This is a genomic window from Spirillospora sp. NPDC048819, assembly GCF_040650055.1.
In the GTDB taxonomy this organism is placed as follows: Bacteria; Actinomycetota; Actinomycetes; order Streptosporangiales; family Streptosporangiaceae; genus Spirillospora.
The window spans coordinates 1-18,845 of record NZ_JBEZGN010000039.1 but is presented as its reverse complement, the minus strand read 5'-3'; the positions used below and the strand labels follow the sequence as shown (position 1 = coordinate 18,845).

The window sequence follows — 18,845 nt, the reverse complement described above, 5'->3', positions numbered from 1 at the left end:
TCCACCGGACAGGCCTTAGGAGTCCTGGCGGGTGAGAGCCGCCGGGAAGATGCCGCGGTGATGATTCTCGTAGGGGTCTTCGGCGGAACCGGGGCGGCGGGGAGCCAGCCAGTCGTCGATGAGGCCCCCGTCGTTGCCGGGGGGTTCGATCAGTTCGAGGCGTTCCGCCGCCGGGACGAGACGCCATTTGCCGCCGGCCGCGTGCAGCGTGACCTGGTCGTCGCCGGCCATGCGCATCGAGAACAGAACGGCGCCCGGTACGTTCGCCAGCAGGTTCCAGTGGTCCGTCCTGCAGCGGACCGGGATCTCGGCGGGCCCGTCCCACGGCTGGAGGGTGCGCGAGGCCATGTGGGCCGAAGCGCGCCGGTGCGTCGGGTCGATCTCCAGCGCCTGAGGCGCGTGGGCGATGCAGTGCTCGAAGAAGTGGACGGCGTCGTGCAGTGCTTCCTCGCCGTCCAGGCGGGTGCCGGTCTCCACTCCGCTGTAGAGGCCGTGGTTGGCGTCGAAGTTGGCGGAGAAGAGGGCGCCCTTGCGGGAGTCGGCGATTGCGCACTTGGCGTGGGTCTTGTCATCTCCGTACACCTCGACGCCCAGCTCGGCCAGCGCGGCGGCCTCCGCGCGGGCGGCGGCGAACGAGCGGGAACGGACGAGCAGCCGGACGCGCACGCCGCGGGCCATGGCGGCGCGCAGTGGTTCGTGTAGGAGGTCGGGGTCGTCCATGAGGCCCGCGAGGGAGAAGGACGCCAGCAGCAGGTCGTGCTGGGCGTGGTCGATGATGTGGTGGATCGTCCCCAGGATGACGGGTTCGTCAGGGCTCGTCCATATCAGCCCGGAAGCGTCCCCGACAGCGGGTTCCGGTACGGTGCACGGCGATGGGCTCGGACTGCGGCGAAGGTTCTGGTAGGCGCGCCCGGGGGCGGCGTCCCAGGTGCACTGCTCGAACCACAGGCGTGTGAAGAACCGGCCGAGGAGGGACGCCTGCCCGGCGTCGTCGACGACGACGCCGTTCTCGCCGGTCACGGTCCACGCGTCAGTGCCGGCGAGCGCCCGCCATTCGAGGTTCGCGCTGCTCACCAGGGCCATTTCGTCGTCCACGACGAGGAACTTCGCATGGAAGTCCTCGAGGCCGCGCACCCAGATCCCCGAGGTGACCAGGGCGGCGTAGCGCTTCTTCTCCTCCTCCATGTTGACGCCGCCCGCGGTGGCCGCCTCGTCCTCGTAGTCCTCGTAGGGGTCATCGATCTCGGCGCGCATGTCCCGGTCGTTGATCGCCGTGACCACGTAGACGCCGCCGCAGAGCCGGTCGGCCGCCTTCTTCAACGCCTCGCGCAGGTCTGGGTCGATGAACCGGAAGCTGGCCAGGAAGATCTTTCGCCGCGCGCGGCCGATGAGCTCGAGCGCGGCAGCCTTGATCGTGGGGTCGGAGTCCTCGTAGGAGAAGCAGTGCCGGTAGCGGCCCGCGCCCACGTCCGGGCGCGGCCGGTAGGGGGAGCGCCGCCGTCCGGTGCGCATCCAGTACGCGCCGGGCAGGGGGCGGGATCCGACGTCGAACCGGTCAGCCGTAGCCGAAGTCATCGTCCTCCCTCAGCCGGTAGACGGCCCGGTAGTAACGCAGCCGCCACATGCGGCGCACCACGGCCTCGGCGGTCACCTGGTCCGACCGGGCGGCCGCCACCTCGTCCTCCAGAGGCGGCGGGGACTCGGTGTTCTGGCGCGCGGCGATACGGTCGATGGCGAACAGCGCCTCGGCCTCGGCGTCCGCCGGTTCCAGCGCCAGCCGGACCCGGACGGTGCCGCGCTCTCCGCGCAGCTTCAGCCCGCGCGGCTGGTAAAGCAGCCTCGTCCCCGCGGCCAGGAGGCGGGCGGCAGGCCCGGGCAGCCGCAGCAGCCAGGCGGACCGGGTACCGGGCGTCTCCTCCAGGACGAGCCCCGCCGGTGGGTCCTCCGGCCAGCGGGACGGCCGGAGCGCCCCCCACACCAGCGGGGTCACCGAAGGATGCGCGAGCACGCCGGCGAGATCCCACCAGGTCTCGGCCAGCTCGTCGGCCCCGGTGAGCCTACCTTCGAACGAGTCCGCCCCCTTCGCGCCGGTCAGCAGGAACGTGACCTCGGCCGGGCCGGTCCCTTCGACGACCACGTTCTCGGCCCGGTAGACGGGGCACACCGGCGCGCTCGTGACCGGGTCCACGTTCCCTATGCTGACCTGTTGCTCCTCTGTTCGCAGCACCTGGACGATGTCGCGCGGAAGCGTCCCGTCCTCGGCGAGACGCTTGTCGATGTACTCGGCGCGGGTCTTGCCGTCGTAGGCGGCCGGGAGCGGCATGTTCAACACGGGCCTCACCCGTGCCTGCGCCATCTGCCCGATCCAGCCGGCCGCATGCACGTGCGGTGCCGTCAGCTCGCCGGTCTCCGGGAGGAACACGAAACTCTGCCGGCCTTCCCTGTGCACGACGACCTCCTCCTGGAGGAGCGTCCGCTTGGTGAGCGGGGTTGCGCGGAACCCGGCCGCGGTGGGCTGCAGCGCGTCCGCGGCCACGAGCGACCGGGCGATGGCGGTCAGCGCCTGCGGGGGCAGCCCGACGAGCATGCCGAACTCCTCGGTGGTGAACTCCTCCAGCTCGGCCGCCATCTCCAGCACGAACCGCTCGATGATCGAGAGCCGCTTGCGTTCGGCCCGCAGCACCGGCAGGTTTGGCCAGACGAACATCGGCAGCAGTGCCTCGTCCAGGCACAGCCGCGTACCTTCCGGGGGCGGCGGCGGGGCCTGCCAGGCCGGTTCGACCGTGACGGTCGCCGTCAGCCCGCGCGCGGTGGTGACCGTGCGGGCGGTTCGCGGGGCGCGGCGGCCGCCGGAGCGGCGCGCGGCTCCCCGCCGTCCGGTGGCCGGATCGCCGGAGCGGCCCGGCTGCGCGGCTCGTGCGGTGCCCTGGCTCACAGCTTCGTGTCCTCTGCCAGGGTCATCTCCGGCCGCGTCTCGAGGGATGCGAACAGGTGGCGGTAGAACGCCTGGGCGTCGGGCCGGCCGCGCAGGTTCCGCAGCGTGCGTGCGTGCCCGACCATGATCAGTCCGCGGCGGGCACGGGTGACGGCGACATTGAGCCGGTTCAGGTCCTGGAGCCACAGCCCGTACGCCGGGCCCGGTTGGCCTCTCCGGCGCCGTACGAAGCTGATGACGACCAGGTCGCTCTCCTGCCCCTGGATCATGTCGATCGAGTTGACGACCGGGATGCGGAGCCGTTCGAAACCGTCTCGGCCGATCTCCCTCCGGATCAGCCGGGCCTGTGCCTTGTAGAAGGTGAGGATCGACACGGTCACCGGTTCGGTGACGGACGGGTCGGCGGCGAGTTCGCGGTCCCAGCGGCGGCACAGGTCGGCGACGAACCGGGCCTCCCAGGGATTGCGGAACCCGTTCCCGTCCTGCTCCTCGACCGCGGCGGCGTGGCGGTGGGTGTCAAAGAAGACGATCGGCGTCCGGAAGCTCTCGCTCGTCAGCGGGGTGACGCCGCGCCCGCGCAGGTCCCGCTCGTCGGGCGAGGTGTAGGCGCCGCCGTAGACCGGGTCGCTGACGAGGGACGCGATGGGCTCGATCATCCGCCGCTGCACGGTCAGCCGCCGGCGCAGGTGCGCGGCGGCTGGATCGGCCACGCATCTCTCGAAGAGGCTGGTGACCATCCGCCGAGACAGCGCCTGCAGCAGTTCCCGCGCCGGATCGACCTCCCGTTCTCCGGCGGCGAGGAGCCGGGCGCTCAGGTCGGTGAGCTCCTTGGCGAGCGCCGGCCGGTAGTGCCGGCTCCAGGAACCGTCGTCGAGGAGTCTCTCCGCCGTCGCGAGCACCGTGGTCTTGCGGAAGGTCCGCTGCTCGGCCTCCTCCTTCCACTGCTCCCCGATCCGTTCGACGGCCCTTTCGAGATCGGTCGCTGCGGTCGCGTGGTCGTGCAGCGCGAGCAGTGCGTGGACGAGATGCTCGGCCTCCTGGTCGACGTACGGCGGCAACTGGCGCTCGTCGCCCACGAGGATCCAGCGCCGCGCACGGACGGCGGGGACGAGGAAGGCGCCGTCGGTCACACGGCTGGCCTCGTCCACGATCAGGGTGTCGAAGTCGGCATACCGGGACACGTCCCGGCCCGCGATGCCCTCGACCGTGGCGCACACGACGTTGGCGGCCTGGAGGACGGCGGTCGTCACTAGCTCGACGGAGTCCCGGTTCCGCTGATCGCCGGCCTGAGCGAGATCCTTCCAGCGCTCCTGCAAACGCAGGTACGACCGGAGCCGCCGGATCTCCCGGTCCAGGGCGCCCGCCTCGGGTTCCGTCCCGTTGAGCGCGGCGGCCGCCGCTTCGTGCGCGGCGCGCGCCTTGGCGAGGTCCGCTTCCTTCTGCTCACATTCTGCTTCGCTCGTGCCGATGGCCGCCCGCAGGTCGGCGAGGACGTTGACGCGTCGCTCCTGGGCCGTGGTCAGGGTCGCGGCCGCCTGCTGGTGCGCGTCCTGGAGGGCGCGATGGTCGCGGTACGCGTGCCGCAGGCTCTCGGCGGCCCCGGTTTTTTCGCGCTCCGCCGCCTGGAACGCGTGCATCGCCTTCTCCACCGCGGCGACGGACTCGGCAAGGCGCGCCGCGGCGTCGGTCCGACGCCGCGCGGTCCGGCCCAGGGTCTCGCTTCGCGCCCGGCACTCCACGCGCAGCCGTTCGATGGCCGCGCGGACGACCGGGACCTCCTCCTCGTTGGCGGCGGTACGGCGCTCCAGCCGGTCGATAGATGTGCGGAGGCGTCGGGCCTCCTTCGCGACCTTTTCCACCGTTTGGGCGGCGTCCGCCCACGCCGCCCGGGCACGCTCCGTCTCAGCGGCGAGGCGGCCGAACTCCCCTGTGCCGGCCCAGGACATGAGCCGCCCCCGCCATCCCTGCTGCTCCTTGTACTCCTCCCGCCGCTGGGCGGCGAGTTCGGTCTCGCGTTTCCGCTGCTCCGCCGCCTGGTGCGCCAGGCGCCGATCGTGTTCGGCGGCCTGGACGAGCCGACGGAGCCGCGGAAGGTCCACGGCCGCCTGGTCGCGCTGCCTGTCCAAGGACGCTATGCGGTGCTCGGCCGCCACCAGGTCTCTCCGAGCCCTGTCGAACTGCCGGCGTTGCTGGTCCTCCTCCTCCGTGACGGCATCGGCTTCGGCGCGTTCCCGTCCCGCCCGTTCCTCGGCCCGCCTCAACGCTGCAAGGGCCTGCTCGTGGACGACCCCGGCCCGCGCGAGTTCCTCCTGTGCGGCTCGGCTCGCCGCGGACGCGTCGTCCAGCCGGGCGGGGAGCCCGGCGGCGAACTGCTCCGCCTCTTCGACCGCCTGCCGCGTGGCGGCGTCGCGCCGGGCGTACTCCTGCTCGGCCGCCCCTTTCCGCAACTCGGCATCGGTCAGCGCCTTCTCCGCCGCACGGCGGGCGTCGAGGGCACGGTCGAGCCGGGCGATGGCCTCTGCCTGTTCCGTCAGCAGCGCGAGGCGGCTCGTCCACTCGCCGGTGCGGTCGCGGTCGTCGTCCTGCAGCCGCTCGGCGACGGCCGCGCGGAGCCGGTCCTCGTGGAACCGGCGGACTTCCGGACGCACCTTCTCGACATCGGCAGCGACGCGTATCGGCAGCAGCGCGCCGTCACCGAGGTGGCGGAGAACCTCGTCGACGGCGACGTTCATCGGCGCGACGAGCAGGACTCGCTCCCCCGCGGCCGCCAGCCGGCGGATGGTCTCCACGATCACGGTCGACTTGCCGGTGCCGGGCGGGCCTTGGATGAACAGCGCGTGCGGCGCGTCGACCGCGGCGTGCGAGGCCTCGGCCTGCTCGGCGCTGAGCCTCGCGTGCGGGGCGGCCTGGTCCCCGCCCGGTGGCGGGCCCTGGAGCTCGTGCGGTCGGCACAGGACCCGGGCGAGCGCCGGCCAGTCACCGACGACGTTGCGCCGCGCGAAACGGGTGAGCGCGGCCCGCTGCTGCCGTTCGATGACCGCTGTATCCCCGGTGACGGTCACCTCGCCGCCGAGGGCGAGGACCTCGGCCGCCCGCCTCTCGGGGCCTCGGGGCCGCAGCCGGATGCGCCCGTTCTCGTACGACGCCACGGTGGCGCCGCACTTCCCGCCGTCCCCGGACACCGTGACGCGGGCGTCCTCGGGGAACGGGGGTCCGTCCTCGCTCGCGAGGACGACGGTCAGCCCCTCTTCCTCGGCCTGGGGATCGTCGAAGCCTTCGAGGCGTCCGCCCGGGCGGACGACCACGGTTCCGTCTGCGCGCAGGGCGGTGGTCAGTTCCTCGTGCTTCTGCCGCAGCCGGAAGACTGCCTCAAGCGGGGCGAACAGCCGCTCGCACTCGTCCGCGAGGCGCCGGTCCTCCGGTGCGGCCTCGGTGACGCGGTCGAGGACGTCCCTGGCGGTGTTCCACGCGTCGTTGAGCCTGGCCTGCCGCACGGTGAACTCGTTGAGCACGGCCTCTAGGTCGCAGTGGGCCTCGTCCCATAGCGGGTGGCGTTGCACGTGGACGCGCGGCACCCTTCTCGGCTCCAGCGTCGTCCGCCGCCGCACGCCCAAGATGACCGCCATCGACTTGAAGGTGTCCTTTCCGGTCCGCGGGCCGACCAGCAGCGTGAGCTCGGGGGTGACGACATGGCAGACGAACGCGAAGGGACCGTCCTCGTTCCCCGTCCTCCGGTCGAGGCCGATGACGCGCTCGAGTTGCGTGTCGAGCTCGCGTCCCGTGGCCCCGCACCGCTCCAGCAGCGGCTCGAGCCGCCGCGGGTCGTACGACAGGTCGAGGAGGATCGGCCGATCGTCGTCCCCGACCGGGTCCGGGGCAGCGGCGAGCAGGCCGTCGATCCACTCGGGGGGTGCCTCCATACGCCTCCTCGCTGTTCATGGCGTCCGGTCAGAAGGGGGCCTTGATGAAGATCAGCTCCTTCTGGCGAACGGCGATGCCCTCGCCGGTGCCGTTCTGCTCCCAGAAGGCCCCCAGCACGGTCCTGGCCATGTGCCGCAGCCGAGCGGTGTCGGCCTTGGTGATGCTGGTGGAGCCGTGCGCGAGGACCGAGCGGTTGCGGATCTCGCTGACATTGCGCAGCTCGCCGAGCTGCTTGGGAGAGCGCAGCTTCGCGGGCCCCATCATCGGGTCGTCCAGGACCGCGAGCAGGAGCGCCGCGGCGAAGGATCCGACCGCGTGGGGGAGGCTTGCCGACTCCGCCAGCCCCGCCTCCCGCTGCGTGCGCCGGTACGCGTCGAGCACGAAATCGGCGCCCCTCGGGAACCGGGCGTAATCGGGAGCCGAGCAGTCGAAGGCCGAGACGGCCGTTTCGAGGCGCTGGCTCAGCGCGCCCTCGATGGTCCGGTAGAAGAGCAGGGCGGCGAAATCCCGGCGGCCCATGTCGTCGTAGTGCTGACCCAGCAGGTAGAAGCAGAGGACCAGCTCGGCGGGCGAATCACCGCCGGGCAGCCGGCCGACGAAATCGAGTTGCGCGTCCAGCTTCCGCCGCTCGGCGACGCTCAGGTCGGTGTCGACGCTCTTCATCGTCGTGCGGACGGCCTCCGCCAGTTTGGGCAGCTCGGCGAGATTGAGATCGCACCATGCTCCGTAGAGCCTGCTGAGGGCCAGCATGAACCGGGCCCGCTGCGGATCCGGCACGCTTTGCGCGAGCTGGTCGTACTGGGTGGCGGCGCCGTCGAACGCCCCCGAGTCGAACATGACGTTCGTCCGGACCATGGCCTGGTCGCCGAACAGAGCCTCGGGGTTGTCCAGCAGCATGAGGCGGTCTTTGCCCGGGAGGTTCTGCTTCAGCTCGGGGCTGTAGTCACCTTCCAGGTAGCACAGGCGCAGGTTCAGTTGCCACGCCGCGAGCGCCGCGGTCGCGCTCATGACCTTCCGGCCGCCGGTGATGTCGATGACGGCGTTCGGCGCGGCCCGCCCGGCGGCCGAGCCGCCCAGCTTTTCCTTGACGACGCGGTAGATGGAACGCGGATCGGTCGGCATCACCGATTCGTGCATGAAATCGCTGTGCCGCAAACCGTCTCTTCCTATCAGTTCGTCGGCGATGACGTCGATCGAGTCCCGGGACGCCTCGGAACTGATGACCAGGAGGCGCCTGGGGCGGAGCAGCTTGAAGGTGAGGATCGTGGTGATGGGCGAGAAGCCGCTCAGGCTGATCAGCAGATCCACCGGCTTCTGCGGCAGGGCATCGACGCTGTTCTGCCGGGCCCTCTTGACGATCTCGTCGAACATCTCGGTGAGCTGGAAGATCCGGGCCTGGTCGCCTCGCGACAGGTTCTCCGGCCCGTACGTCTCCCGGCCTTCCAGGATCCCGTGGAGCCGCTCGAGCTTCTCGCCGAATCCGTCCAACCCCGCCTCCTCCACCGGCTGTGAATGTCGATCGCCATGGTTTCACCATGAAGCCGCGCGCAGTGTGCATTCCTACACAGAACACCGGGGCGTGCTTCGCACGTCGCGCGGGAACTGGGAGTTCACCGCCAATGCGCGCACCGGCGGGTGCGCCGCTACAACACCGGTGGCGAGGACGGCCTGCACGACCGGTCCTCACACTCGTACCACGCTCCCGCCTGGACCTCGCCGCGGAACGACCGGCGGGGGCTAAACCAGCGGCGGCGGGCGCCGACGCCGAGGGCCCGGCGTTCATCGCGGCCGCGACCGGGTGCTCGAACGCACCGTCACCCGCCTCCTGCGCCGCCACTGCGTCCCCCGGCGGGCCGAATGCGACCCACTCACCTGGCGGTCGGCCCGGGCCAGCCACCCATATGACGCGCAGGGCGTCACATTCGGCCGGTGCACGATGATCGGTTTTCTCTGTCCTTCCCTGCACCGTGCCCCGCACACACGGGGATTCCTAGGGCACCCCCAGGCGCGGGAGCCGCGCAATTAGGGGATCGGGAGGCGGGACGGGATTGTTAGGCGGGCGCCGGGGGTGGGTCGAGCCGGTTGGTGATCAAGCCCGTACGGAATCCGAACCGGCGCTTCGTTGGGTGCCGAGCCATGGCGCAGCCTTCCGGGGCCGTGGAGGCTCCGGTGCAAGTGGGATACCTGTGGCGTTCCTGATGCGCGACTCGCCTGTAACTGTGAGCGACCGACCGTTTCATGGTTGCGTGATCGTGCGTTGGTCCGGGATTGAGGCCTGCTGGTGTGGCCATGGTGTGGCCAAACGGCCTGGAAGTGCATTGGATCTTGGTGGATGGGGTGGCCGCATGTCCGCTTTTGAATGGACTTTGTGGCACGCGGCCACCCCCTGTGGACCGGTTACGGGGCTCTGCTAATGCGGTTTGGGTTCACGCCCATCCGGGGTTCAAATCCCCGATCCTCCGCCTCTCTGACCAGGGACTTCGTCCAAGATCTCGATCTGGACGAAGTCCCTGTCGCGTTCCGGGATGTCCGCTTTGTTGGCCCTGGATAGCACGTGGTGAGCACGAGATGTCGTGGCGGCGTCACCCAGCCCAGGTCAGAGCCCCAAAGTGGATCAACCGAATGACTACCCTGTGTGTTCGGTTCGGGTTCTGCGCCGGTCCGCCAGCGAGATCACGTTAGGCGGGACAGAGGGCGTCGCCTGCTCGTCTGTCATGTCGTCGGCGGACATGCGTGGGACGACGGCCGCGACGGCCTCAGCCGCGGCCCTCGACACCTCAGGCAGAACCGAGGTGTAGGTGTCGGCGGTGAACGAGTGACGCGAGTGCCCCAGTGTCTCGCTGATCACCTTCATGTCGACCTTGCCGAGCAGCGCCAGCGTGGCTGCTCCGTGCCGCAGGTCGTGGAAGCGGATCGGCGGCAGCGGGACGCCTTGGATCGCCCCTCGAACGGCCCTTTCGCTGACGCGGTGCTGCCGCGCGATCCGGTCCGGTGCCCAGCCCTCCTCGACATGCCGCCGGCGGACGCGCCCGTGCTTTTCGACGAGGTCGTCGAATCGGGTGGAGATCCACTGGGGACGGAGCGGCCTGCCGTCCGCTCGGGTGAACACACGGCCCGAGTAGACCCAGATGTCGGCTCCGGCGGCGAGGCTCTCCTTTCGTTGGCGCTCGCGCCATGACCGCAACACCGAGATGGTCGTCGCGTCCAGGGCGACGGTTCGCTCGCCGGCCTCCGACTTGGTGTCGTCGTACTCGTCGTTTTCGTCAGGGAGCGTTTCCCTGATGGTGATCGTCCCAGCCTCCTTCAGGTCGGTGTCCTGCCAGGACAGCCCCGCGACTTCGGCTCGTCGCAGACCGCGGAAGGCGACCAGGTGGAAGAGGGCGTAGAGGCGCTCGTCGACGGCGAAGTCGAGGAACGCGCCGGTCTGTGCGGGCGTCCAGACCATCACCGGGCCCGGCGCTTTGCCGGTCTCCTGCCAGCGCTGGACGCGTTCGGCGGTCCAGACGTACGGCTTCACCCGCCTGCCCTTGATCCGGGGCAGTTCCACGTGCTCGATCGGGTTGTGTGCGAGGCGCTTGGACTTGACCGCCGAGTTCAGGGCGGACGACAGCACCGCATGGACCTTTCTTACTCTGGCGGGTGAGATGGGCTGGGTTTGCTTGCGAGCGGGCTTGCCGCCTGGAGGGAACTTCCGGGGCGACAGCGCACGGGCGTCCAACAGCCGCTGAAGGAGCTCGCTCGGCTTCTCAGCGGCGGGAAGGGGCCTGTTGATTTGGAGAATGGCGTCGTAGAGGTCGCGCGCGTGCTTGTCGCGCAACTCCACGAGCTTGAGGTGCCCGAGCCCCGGCGCCAGGTAGAGGCGGATGATCTCCTCGTAGTCCGCGTAGGTCGATTTCGCCAGGCGCCGCTTGCCCGGCAACCAGATCTTCTCCAGGTAGGGGCCGACCTTGAGGGATCGGGCGATCGGCTGGCCGAGCCGTTCTGCCGTGGAGAGTTCATCCGCCAGGGCCGTCTGAGCGGCTCTCTGGGTCGTGAACGGACCGATGTAGGGCTGTCTTCGGCGTCCACCCGCTCCTGGGGGAGCCTCATAGCGGGCCCACCACGAACCGTGGGTCCGCTTGGCTAGCTGTGGGCATGTTCCCAGGGCGAACTTCTTGCCGGTCTCGGGGTTGCGGCAGCCGCAACGCTTGAACGTCGTGCCTCTCAAGGCTTCTCCTCAACGAACGGTCACTTTTTGCGGTGCCGTGGCTGAGGATCGCCTCAAAGATTGGTCTAATCGTGAGGTCGCTTCTTCAGCACCTGGGACACCGCTTGAACACTCACGCCGAGTTCGTCGGCGATCTGCGTGAGCGTGAGGCCATCGGCACGGGCTTCGCGGAACGCTTCCCGCCGGACGGCGGCAAAACTCCCGATGACCTCCTCGGGCGAGGGTGGCGAGAGGCTCTGGGGCACGCGCACGGGGTAGCGGCTCGAGGTGTCGGAGTTCATCGACGCCTTCGGCCAGCGGGCTCACCGGCCGTTCGAGGCGCTCTTGCGGGCGCTCGTGGAGCTCGCCGCAGACCTTCGCTCTGTCATCGCTCACTCGCGGAGAGTCAACTATAGGCGGGTGATCATTTCAAGGGGAGCCTTGAAGTCTGGACGCCGAGGTCAGGGCCCTGTCCCCCGGGATGCCGAGCTTTCATCGCCATCCCGGGGCCCGAGCGTCCTTCCAGGGCATGTCGTCGCTATCCGGATCGCTCCGAATCGGCGAGCAGGCCGGCTCCCCGTCGGACTACGTCACGCCGAGCAGTTTGCGGAGTTCTGCGCTCGGCACGCGGTAGGTGGTGCCGATTCGGATGATGCGGCATGGGAAGTCGCCGCGTTTGGCCAGTTCATAGGCGTATGTGCGGGATAGTCCCAGGGCGCGGGCTGCCGTCATGATGCTGACGACCGTGGGAAGTGTGTCGAGTTCGTCGTATCGCATGGTCTGCATTCAGATGCCTCCGTGTCTCGGTGCGTGGCGATGGTGAGGTCTTCGTCGTGGCGGACTATTACCGGCGCTGTCGGCCTGGCCGGGGTGGTGCCGAGGGGCTAGAGGGCGCGGGTCTGCCGGGGGTCGTGGGTAGTGGCGCCCACGGGTCGGGGAAGGCGGCCATGGCCAGGCGTGCTTGCGAGGGCATGGCCGCCTGTGCGGTCGGTTGTGGCGTGTTGGCGGGGAGTTTCGCTTCGCGGACCTGCGCGGCGGCCTTTCGGGCGGCGTCGGCTTGGGCTTGGCGACTCTGAAGCCGGCGGAGTTCGGCGATGGTGTCGAGCAGGGTGATGAGGTTGGCGACGAGCATCAGGGCCGACACCGTCGTCCGGTTCTGCACCGAGCCGGTGAGCGCAAGGAGCCGGGCTGCGGTGCGCACTGCGTTGCCGGCAGGGGTGGGTCGTGGAAGACGCCCGTGGGGTGCGCGGGCGGCGCGGTCGTAGGTGTAGGCAGCGCGCCGCAAGTGCTGGTTGCCGGTGGCCTGGGCGGCGGTGTGGAGGGCATCGGAGGCGGCCCAGCAGGCGTCTTGGACCGTGTACGGGTTGGTGGCCAGGTGACGTCGCATCTGGGCGGTGGCGTAGGCGGCGGCGCGGGCCGCGTCGTCGTAGAACGCCTGTCGTTCCTCAGTGGTCAGGTCGTTGTGGCCGGTGGATGGCACGTGGAACGCGGTGGGTGCTGCCCACCGTTGCTGGAGGCGCGTAAGTGAGAGGTCGTCGGCGAGGCGGCTTCCTGAATACCAGGCCTGTTCTGCGTCGGCGGGCTCGGTGGGAAGTGCGACGGCGTAGCCGGTGATCTGACCGGAGACCTGCTGGCTGTAGCGGACCTTCAGCAGGAGGCCGCAGTCCTGGAGTTGGTCAAGGAACTCGGTGGTCGTCCGGGCCTCGTCCGCCGCGCGGCGGACCGTCGTCCGAAGCACGGCCCGTTTCGTCCGCGCGGACAGGTGCCGTCCGTCCAGCGGATGGGGGGCGGACGGGCTGCGGACCGAGCCGTCCGCACCGGCCCAGCGGTGGCGAAGTATGGGCAGCGTGAGGTCGGCGGCGAGCTTGCCACCCCCGTACCAGACCGGCTGCCCGGCCACGTTCACATCGCCGGGCGCAGCCACTGCAAACCCGGTCAGTTCACCGGCCGTCCGCTGGCTGAACCGCTGCCGCACCAGGACACCCTCGGCCTGGAGGCGTTCGAAGAACTCGCTCTCGCTGCACGCGCCGGCGGCCGCCGTCTGGACCTTGCGGCGCAGGAGGGTTCGGGACGGCATTGGCTGACCACGGCGGACGGCCTTCTCTGTCTCGCCGCGTTTGGGGCGGCGGGCGGCCGTCCGGTCCGCCGGCGCCGTTGACCGCAGAGCGAACGCGCCTCCACTGCCCGGCACGCGTCACGCACTCGGTACCCGTCGTTCCATACCTCTGGGCGGATGCCGTCCGGACGCGCCAGCGTGGCCACGATGTGGACGTGGTCGCCGGCGTGCCGGACCGCGATCCAGCGGACGGCGTCAACGTCACCGGCCGGAGCCAGGCCGGTCCGCTTCATGATTTCGGCTGCGATCTGCGCCCACTGCTCATCGGCGAGGACCGGGTCCTCCGGCGCGGCCCGGACCGCGCAATGCCAGACCGGCTTGCGGTAGTTCCGGTCACCGAGCAACGCCAGCGGCTGGGTCAGCAGCCCCTCCAAATGACGAAAGTCGCGGCGGCCATCGGGGCCCACCACCGGTTCCATGTCGGCCGCATCCCCGAAGCCCGCCACGATGCGGGGATCGTGATGCTCGCCGTTGGCGCCGGGGCCGTAGAGATACCGCAGCAGCCCCTGGACCCGGACACCACGCAAGACCTTCCCGATCACTGCGCAGCGCTCAGTGCCGATGTCTTCGCCGTCATGGCAGCCGCCTTCGCAGTTCGTCGGCCAGTTGTCCAGCTTGCGGACCGTCTGGGCTGCGGCGTGGGCGTACCACTGGATCGTCGACGACACCTCTCCCGAGTTCAATGCGGCGACCGCCTGGTTGAGATTGACGCCGATCCGCTGCGCCTGACCGCGCGCCTGCAGGACGGCCTGCAGTACCTCGCGCACCTGGTTGTGCTCTGCTCGTGGCGTCCCGCTCGCCGCAGCGAGTAGCGTCAGCGCCGCCCATGCAGCGGTCGCCAGGTGCTCCCGCTCTGCCGCCCTCACCAGCGCTGCGTGCTCGTCGTCCGAGAGCAGGATGTACAACACCCGCCTTCGCTTCGACTCGCTACGAGCCCGGCGGTTGCGCCGCTTCGCCATGGCCGCCCCAGACTCGGCGCTGCCGTCTTCAACCATCAGCCTCCAGACCCGAAATCGCGCTCGATTCCGTCCGCCTGCTGTGGACCGCGCTCGGTCCGCAGCCGATAACGCTTGCGTTTTCCATTTCTTGCCCTGCGCCGAGCAGAGTTCGGTGAGGCATCTCAGGACGCGTCCACTTATGCGCGCTCAACAGCACGACTAGCTTGCGGACGCGCACAATCACCGGGGCGTAGGTCGGACCAGCAATCGGTGCCGCCGCCACCATCTCTGGTCGAGCTGCGACAGCGTTCGTCCCCGACGCCGCTGCTTCGACCGCCGGTGGTTGAGCCGCCCCGAGGCGTTCGCTCTTCGTTGTCCACAGGGCTGTGGACAACGAAGAGCGTGCTTTGCGTTTCCCTGGAAGGCGCCAACCCCCCGTCCCCCTTCGACGCATCGAAGAGATCGGCAGGAGCGGCGGCACATTGCGCCTGCACTCCCCCCACAAGCTCTGACAGGGCCGCCCGTCCAGCTTGATAGTGCGCCGCTCAACGGCCCCGTCGTTGTGAAGCTCGTGTCCGTCCACGGGAGGTGCTCTCCTGGTCAACCCGAATCGGGACCATGCAGGACTCCTCTCCGCCAAGGCTTGCCAAGTTCGGTCACAGCCGGTTCGACCGTCGAGGACCAGCCTCTCGCATCACCCATCAGCTAGCTACTTTAAGCATCAGCTTGGCGCGAACATCTTTCAAAAGCTTCAACATGTGGGCCGGAGGTCACTTCGGAGTAGAAGCTGCCAAGCCACGTTGCCGGCTCCTCGGCCCTCGGCCGTGGTCTGGGTGACCTGCGATCGTCTCGCTCAGTGAACCTGTCCCAGGACGGAATCCAGAACATGCACTCGCGACCCCGGGAGGTTAGTCATCGCCGGGGTCAACGCCTCCTCGTAGTCCCCAGTCATCAAGGCCGGAGTAGATCAGGGCAGTGCGCCCCCGGGGGAAGTCGAGTGCCGTGGCCTCCCCCGTGTAGAGCGCCACCAGCGACTCGGGGCCTCTCCACCAGGTGTCCGCCAACCCCATGACTTCGCGCACCGGCTCGTAGCCGTCCAACTCGATGCCATCGACGTCATCGCCGACGAGCCTGGTGATCTGTTTCGCCCACCTGAACGCGTGGTCGGCCAGAGCGAGCGACTCCACCCAGCCCTCGACGGTCGCATGGAGAGGCGCCCACTTGCCTGCATGGATGCCGAACTCACCGGACGGACTGATCATGAATCCGTAGGGGACGGCGGTCCGCTGCATCCCGGCTTCGAACCACCACCCCGCGGAGTCTGATTCGGGGGAGTCTGGATCGAGGTACTTGGGGCCGCCGTCGTACTGGGATGCGGGTGGCAGGAGCAGACCGCCCCACCGTTTCTGGTAGGCCGCCATCCGGTCGATCACTGCCGCGGGGATGTCCCGCTCAAGCCACGCCTGCCTGCTCTCCTCGACGGGGCGGACGTCGACCTTGACGCCATCCGTGCCGACGAACGACCGGGCTCGTCGGGACAGGCCATCGGGCACGTCGTTGATGAGGTGAACATTCACCGGGGAAACACTACCGGTAGCCGCTATTCCGGACGCCTGAATATCCGAGTCCGCAGATATCGGCGGAATGGTGCGGATGCCAGATCAGTCGCGGCGCGGCGATCCTTGACGGTGACCAGGTTCTTCGCCGCCTTGTCGATCGCTGCCGCCACCTTCTCCTTCGCTCCGCCGGGGGTCACGCCGACAGTACCGAGGACATCGAGCTGGTCGGGGAAGCCGAGGACAAGGAGGATCTCCCCGGCCTCAAGGAGCCATCGCAAGGGGCGAAGGCACCGATCGAGGTGCGGCCGATTCGGGCGTGCGCAAACGACGCCCGGGACCTCGCCTTGGGAAACTGGCGTACTGCGTACAGCGATCGAGGACACGTCCCGCAGCACTCGATCAAGTAGTTCCTTCAGCAGCTGATTCTCCTCAAGGGCCAAAACGGCCCGACCGTGAAGAGGTTCAACCACTTCTTGGAACCGCTGGCGGACTTCCGGATCGGACCAGCGCAGTTCCAAATGCGAGAGGGCGCGTCGGCTGATCTCTCTGGCCTGCCGACCTTGCGCGATCTTGGGAAGGTCCCGGCTTCGGGACCGAAGCTCGTGCCGCAGCCACCAGCGGTCCGAGGGCTCGGACGGGCGCACCGCGAGGACCCCCCGGTTCGGGGTGGTCGGCAACCAGGTCAATGCGGCACGGGCGCCGCCGGCGACTCCGCCACTTCCCACCATCATGATCGCGGCCAATCCGGCCGCGACGGCCTTTCCCCCGCCACCGTCATCGATGCGAATCCGTCGACCGTTGCAGAACCCGGGAAGCCCGTCAGTCTCGGAGGGTCGCCGCGTGGTCCGGGACGTGGGTCTGCGCGTCTCGCGGGGGCCGCTCGTAGCCCTTGGAAGGCGGGCGTTCGGGGAACTGGAGCGGCGGATGCTCCACTTCGTGGTAGGGAATGCTCGACAGCAAATGGGAAATCATGTTGATGCGGGCCCGGCGCTTATCGTCGCTTTCGACCTCGAACCAGGGCGCCTCGGGGACATTGGTGTGGACGAACATCTCGTCCTTGGCGCGCGAGTACTCCTCCCAGCGCGATATCGACTCCAAGTCCATGGCGGACAGTTTCCATCGCCGCATGGGATCTTCGAGCCGTTTGCGGAAGCGGCGTTCCTGCTCGGCGTCGCTGACGGAGAACCAGTACTTGCGCAGCAGGACGCCGTCCTCGACGAGCATGCGCTCGAAGGTCGGGCACTGGTGCAGGAAGCGCCTGTACTCCTGGTCGGTGCAGAAGCCCATGACCCGTTCGACGCCCGCGCGGTTGTACCAGGACCGGTCGAACAGGACGATCTCCCCGGCCGCGGGCAGGTGTTCGACGTACCGCTGGAAGTACCACTGGGTTCGCTGCCGCTCGGTCGGCGTCGGGAGCGCGACGATGCGGGCTACGCGGGGATTGAGGTACTCGGTGACGCGTTTGATGGTGCCACCCTTGCCGGAGGCGTCCCGTCCTTCGAACACCACGGCGATGCGCACTCCCTCGGCGCGTGCCCAGTCCTGCATGACCATCAACTGCTCCTGCAGCCGGAGAAGTTCACGCTCGTAGATCCGCCGGGGCAATCGCCGGGATGAGCCCATACCGCCTCCATATGTCGAACATGCGCGCCTCCGCCTCAGTCTGGCGGATGCGCCACCCCATCCCGTGTCGGGCCTGGGTCTTCGCACTCGGCGTCGTGGTCGCGGCGGGCCAGGGCGTAGTAGGGCGCGCCAAGGCCGGGAGTCTCCGTCGTCTCTAGTGCGGAACTCGCCGGCCGCGCGTCGAGGGGCCGCTGTCCGGGGGCCGGGTGTGCGGTCACGGAAAGGTGATCTCGGCCTTTAGGTCCAGGTACTCACCGTACTGCCCGGCGGCCTGGTCCAGGGCTTCGATTTCTGAAGGCGTAAGGGTTCGGTAGGGCCGCAGATCGAAGCGCACACGGTCGCGGCCGATGGTGCGCCGCATGGAGGCGAGGAGCTGCCCGTCGACCAGGGCCATGCCGATCGCGGACTCCCGGGTGCGCGGCACGACGCCGGCGGCGTCCAGCACCCAGCGGGAGTCCTGGTAGCCGCGGTAGGTCTCGTCAAGGACCTGCAGAAGGTGGGCCGCGGGGTCCTGCCGCCGGTCGGGGGCTTCTCCGGGGGCGTGCCAGAAAGTGCGACCGTCGTGCTCGAACGAGTCGAGCCGGTCGCGCACCTGCCGCAGGCCGGCGCGCACGTCGGTGAGGGTGAGCGTCGCCCAGTAGGCGAGGTCCCGTTCAGTGGCCGGGCCATGCCCGGTGAAGTAGCGCAGCGCGAGTTCGGCGAGGGCCTCGTCTCGGGAGAGCCGCCGCGGTGCGGGCACGCGCTCGGCCATCAGTGCGTAGGTGTGTTCGCCGTCGACGACTCGGCCGCTGCAGATCAGGCGGTTCAGTTCGGCGTGGGCCAGCAGGATCATCAGCATGTGCCCGCTGCCCTGGACTCCGCGCTCGCGCGACTCCTCTGCCAGCTGGGTGCGGGTGAGGTGTCCCCGGCTCGCCAGTGCGTCCATGACGGCGGCGGTGGCCCGGTCAATGGTGCGTTCGTCGAGGCCGTGGGTGTCGCGCAGCTGCTTGCCAGTGATCCGCCGTACACGGGGGCCGGTCAGATCGAGCAGCCAGCCGATGTCCTCGGCCCGCACGAAGTGCCACGTCGGGCGCAGGACGTGGGTGCGCACGACGGCTCCGTCGTCGCAGAGGGACGCCAGGTCGGCCCCGTCGGGTTTCCGTGTGCGCGAGGCCACCGCCCAAGCCGACTGACTCGGGTTTTCCGCCTGGACGGCCAGCAGTGTGCCAACCGCCTCGTCCGCCGACCCGGCGTGGGGCCGAACCAGGTGCTGACTGCGCAACCTCCACCGAGCGATGTCGACGTCCCGCACCATGCCCCACTCTCCGATCCGAGCCGTACCAGGCTAACCAAGCACTTCGACGACGGCATACTCGACTTGGCCTGGAAGTACGGCGCCGTGCCGGGACGTGGCGAGGTACTGCAGGTACGGTCGCTGACGGCAGTGCGAGGTTCGTCGACTCAACGATCAACCACTGGCTGTCTTCGCAGCTTGCGCTTCCCCTGAGATCGTGGAGACCGAACCTGGGAGAAGGTTGGGTCGTTGGATACCGAGAGACGCTCGTTCGATCCGGAGTTCCGGGCCGGA

Annotated in this window: 12 protein-coding genes and 1 pseudogene; 1 reads left to right on the top strand and 12 read right to left on the bottom strand. The window is 69.4% G+C overall.

Annotated elements, in window-relative coordinates; genetic code table 11:
- Nucleotides 1-15: 15 nt before the first annotated feature.
- Genes AB0C35_RS37070 through AB0C35_RS37055 form a run of 4 tightly spaced genes read right to left on the bottom strand, consistent with a single transcriptional unit; the run spans nt 16 to nt 8,344 of the window.
- Nucleotides 16-1,575: a phospholipase D-like domain-containing protein gene (locus tag AB0C35_RS37070; RefSeq protein ID WP_358466567.1), complete on the bottom strand. Its 1,560-nt coding sequence runs from the start codon at nt 1,573-1,575 to the stop codon at nt 16-18.
- Nucleotides 1,556-2,935 carry a hypothetical protein gene (locus tag AB0C35_RS37065; RefSeq protein WP_358466566.1) on the bottom strand — a complete coding sequence of 460 codons (1,380 nt, stop codon included), beginning with the start codon at nt 2,933-2,935 and terminating at the stop codon, nt 1,556-1,558. Before AB0C35_RS37065 ends, AB0C35_RS37070 begins: the two co-directional genes overlap by 20 nt.
- The gene (locus AB0C35_RS37060) at nt 2,932-6,855 is read right to left on the bottom strand and encodes an AAA domain-containing protein (RefSeq protein ID WP_358466565.1); all 3,924 of its coding nucleotides are present in this window, start codon (nt 6,853-6,855) and stop codon (nt 2,932-2,934) included. Before AB0C35_RS37060 ends, AB0C35_RS37065 begins: the two co-directional genes overlap by 4 nt.
- A 28-nt stretch (nt 6,856-6,883) precedes the next feature.
- On the bottom strand, nt 6,884-8,344 hold the full coding sequence (locus tag AB0C35_RS37055; protein WP_358466563.1) for a hypothetical protein: 1,461 nt from the start codon (nt 8,342-8,344) through the stop codon (nt 6,884-6,886).
- 72 nt (nt 8,345-8,416) lie between these two features.
- Between AB0C35_RS37055 and AB0C35_RS37050 the strand changes: the two are divergent.
- Nucleotides 8,417-8,761, top strand: a pseudogene (locus tag AB0C35_RS37050) (leucine zipper domain-containing protein); the annotation flags it as partial.
- A gap of 721 nt (nt 8,762-9,482) precedes the next feature.
- Here the strand turns inward: AB0C35_RS37050 and AB0C35_RS37045 are convergent.
- The 8 genes from AB0C35_RS37045 to AB0C35_RS37010 form a co-directional block, all read right to left on the bottom strand.
- On the bottom strand, nt 9,483-11,063 hold the full coding sequence (locus AB0C35_RS37045) for a tyrosine-type recombinase/integrase (protein ID WP_358466562.1): 1,581 nt from the start codon (nt 11,061-11,063) through the stop codon (nt 9,483-9,485).
- A 65-nt stretch (nt 11,064-11,128) separates the two neighbouring features.
- Nucleotides 11,129-11,344 (bottom strand): helix-turn-helix domain-containing protein, encoded by a 216-nt coding sequence (locus tag AB0C35_RS37040; RefSeq protein ID WP_358466561.1) that lies wholly within the window; start codon nt 11,342-11,344, stop codon nt 11,129-11,131.
- 283 nt (nt 11,345-11,627) lie between these two features.
- Nucleotides 11,628-11,828, bottom strand: a complete 201-nt coding sequence (locus tag AB0C35_RS37035) for a helix-turn-helix domain-containing protein (RefSeq protein ID WP_358466559.1) — start codon at nt 11,826-11,828, stop codon at nt 11,628-11,630.
- A gap of 58 nt (nt 11,829-11,886) precedes the next feature.
- Entirely contained in the window at nt 11,887-13,119 is a 1,233-nt protein-coding gene (locus AB0C35_RS37030) for a hypothetical protein (RefSeq protein WP_358466557.1), read from the bottom strand.
- Nucleotides 13,120-15,004: 1,885 nt separating this feature from the next.
- Nucleotides 15,005-15,673, bottom strand: coding sequence for a hypothetical protein (locus tag AB0C35_RS37025; protein WP_358466555.1), 669 nt, complete (start codon nt 15,671-15,673; stop codon nt 15,005-15,007).
- 23 nt (nt 15,674-15,696) lie between these two features.
- The gene (locus AB0C35_RS37020) at nt 15,697-16,398 is read right to left on the bottom strand and encodes a hypothetical protein (RefSeq protein WP_358466554.1); all 702 of its coding nucleotides are present in this window, start codon (nt 16,396-16,398) and stop codon (nt 15,697-15,699) included.
- 76 nt (nt 16,399-16,474) lie between these two features.
- Nucleotides 16,475-17,278: a polyphosphate kinase 2 gene (gene ppk2, locus AB0C35_RS37015; protein ID WP_358466553.1), complete on the bottom strand. Its 804-nt coding sequence runs from the start codon at nt 17,276-17,278 to the stop codon at nt 16,475-16,477.
- Between the two features lie 214 nt (nt 17,279-17,492).
- Complete coding sequence (locus AB0C35_RS37010; RefSeq protein ID WP_358466552.1) at nt 17,493-18,572, bottom strand: winged helix DNA-binding domain-containing protein; 1,080 nt, start codon at nt 18,570-18,572, stop codon at nt 17,493-17,495.
- Nucleotides 18,573-18,845 lie beyond the last annotated feature (273 nt).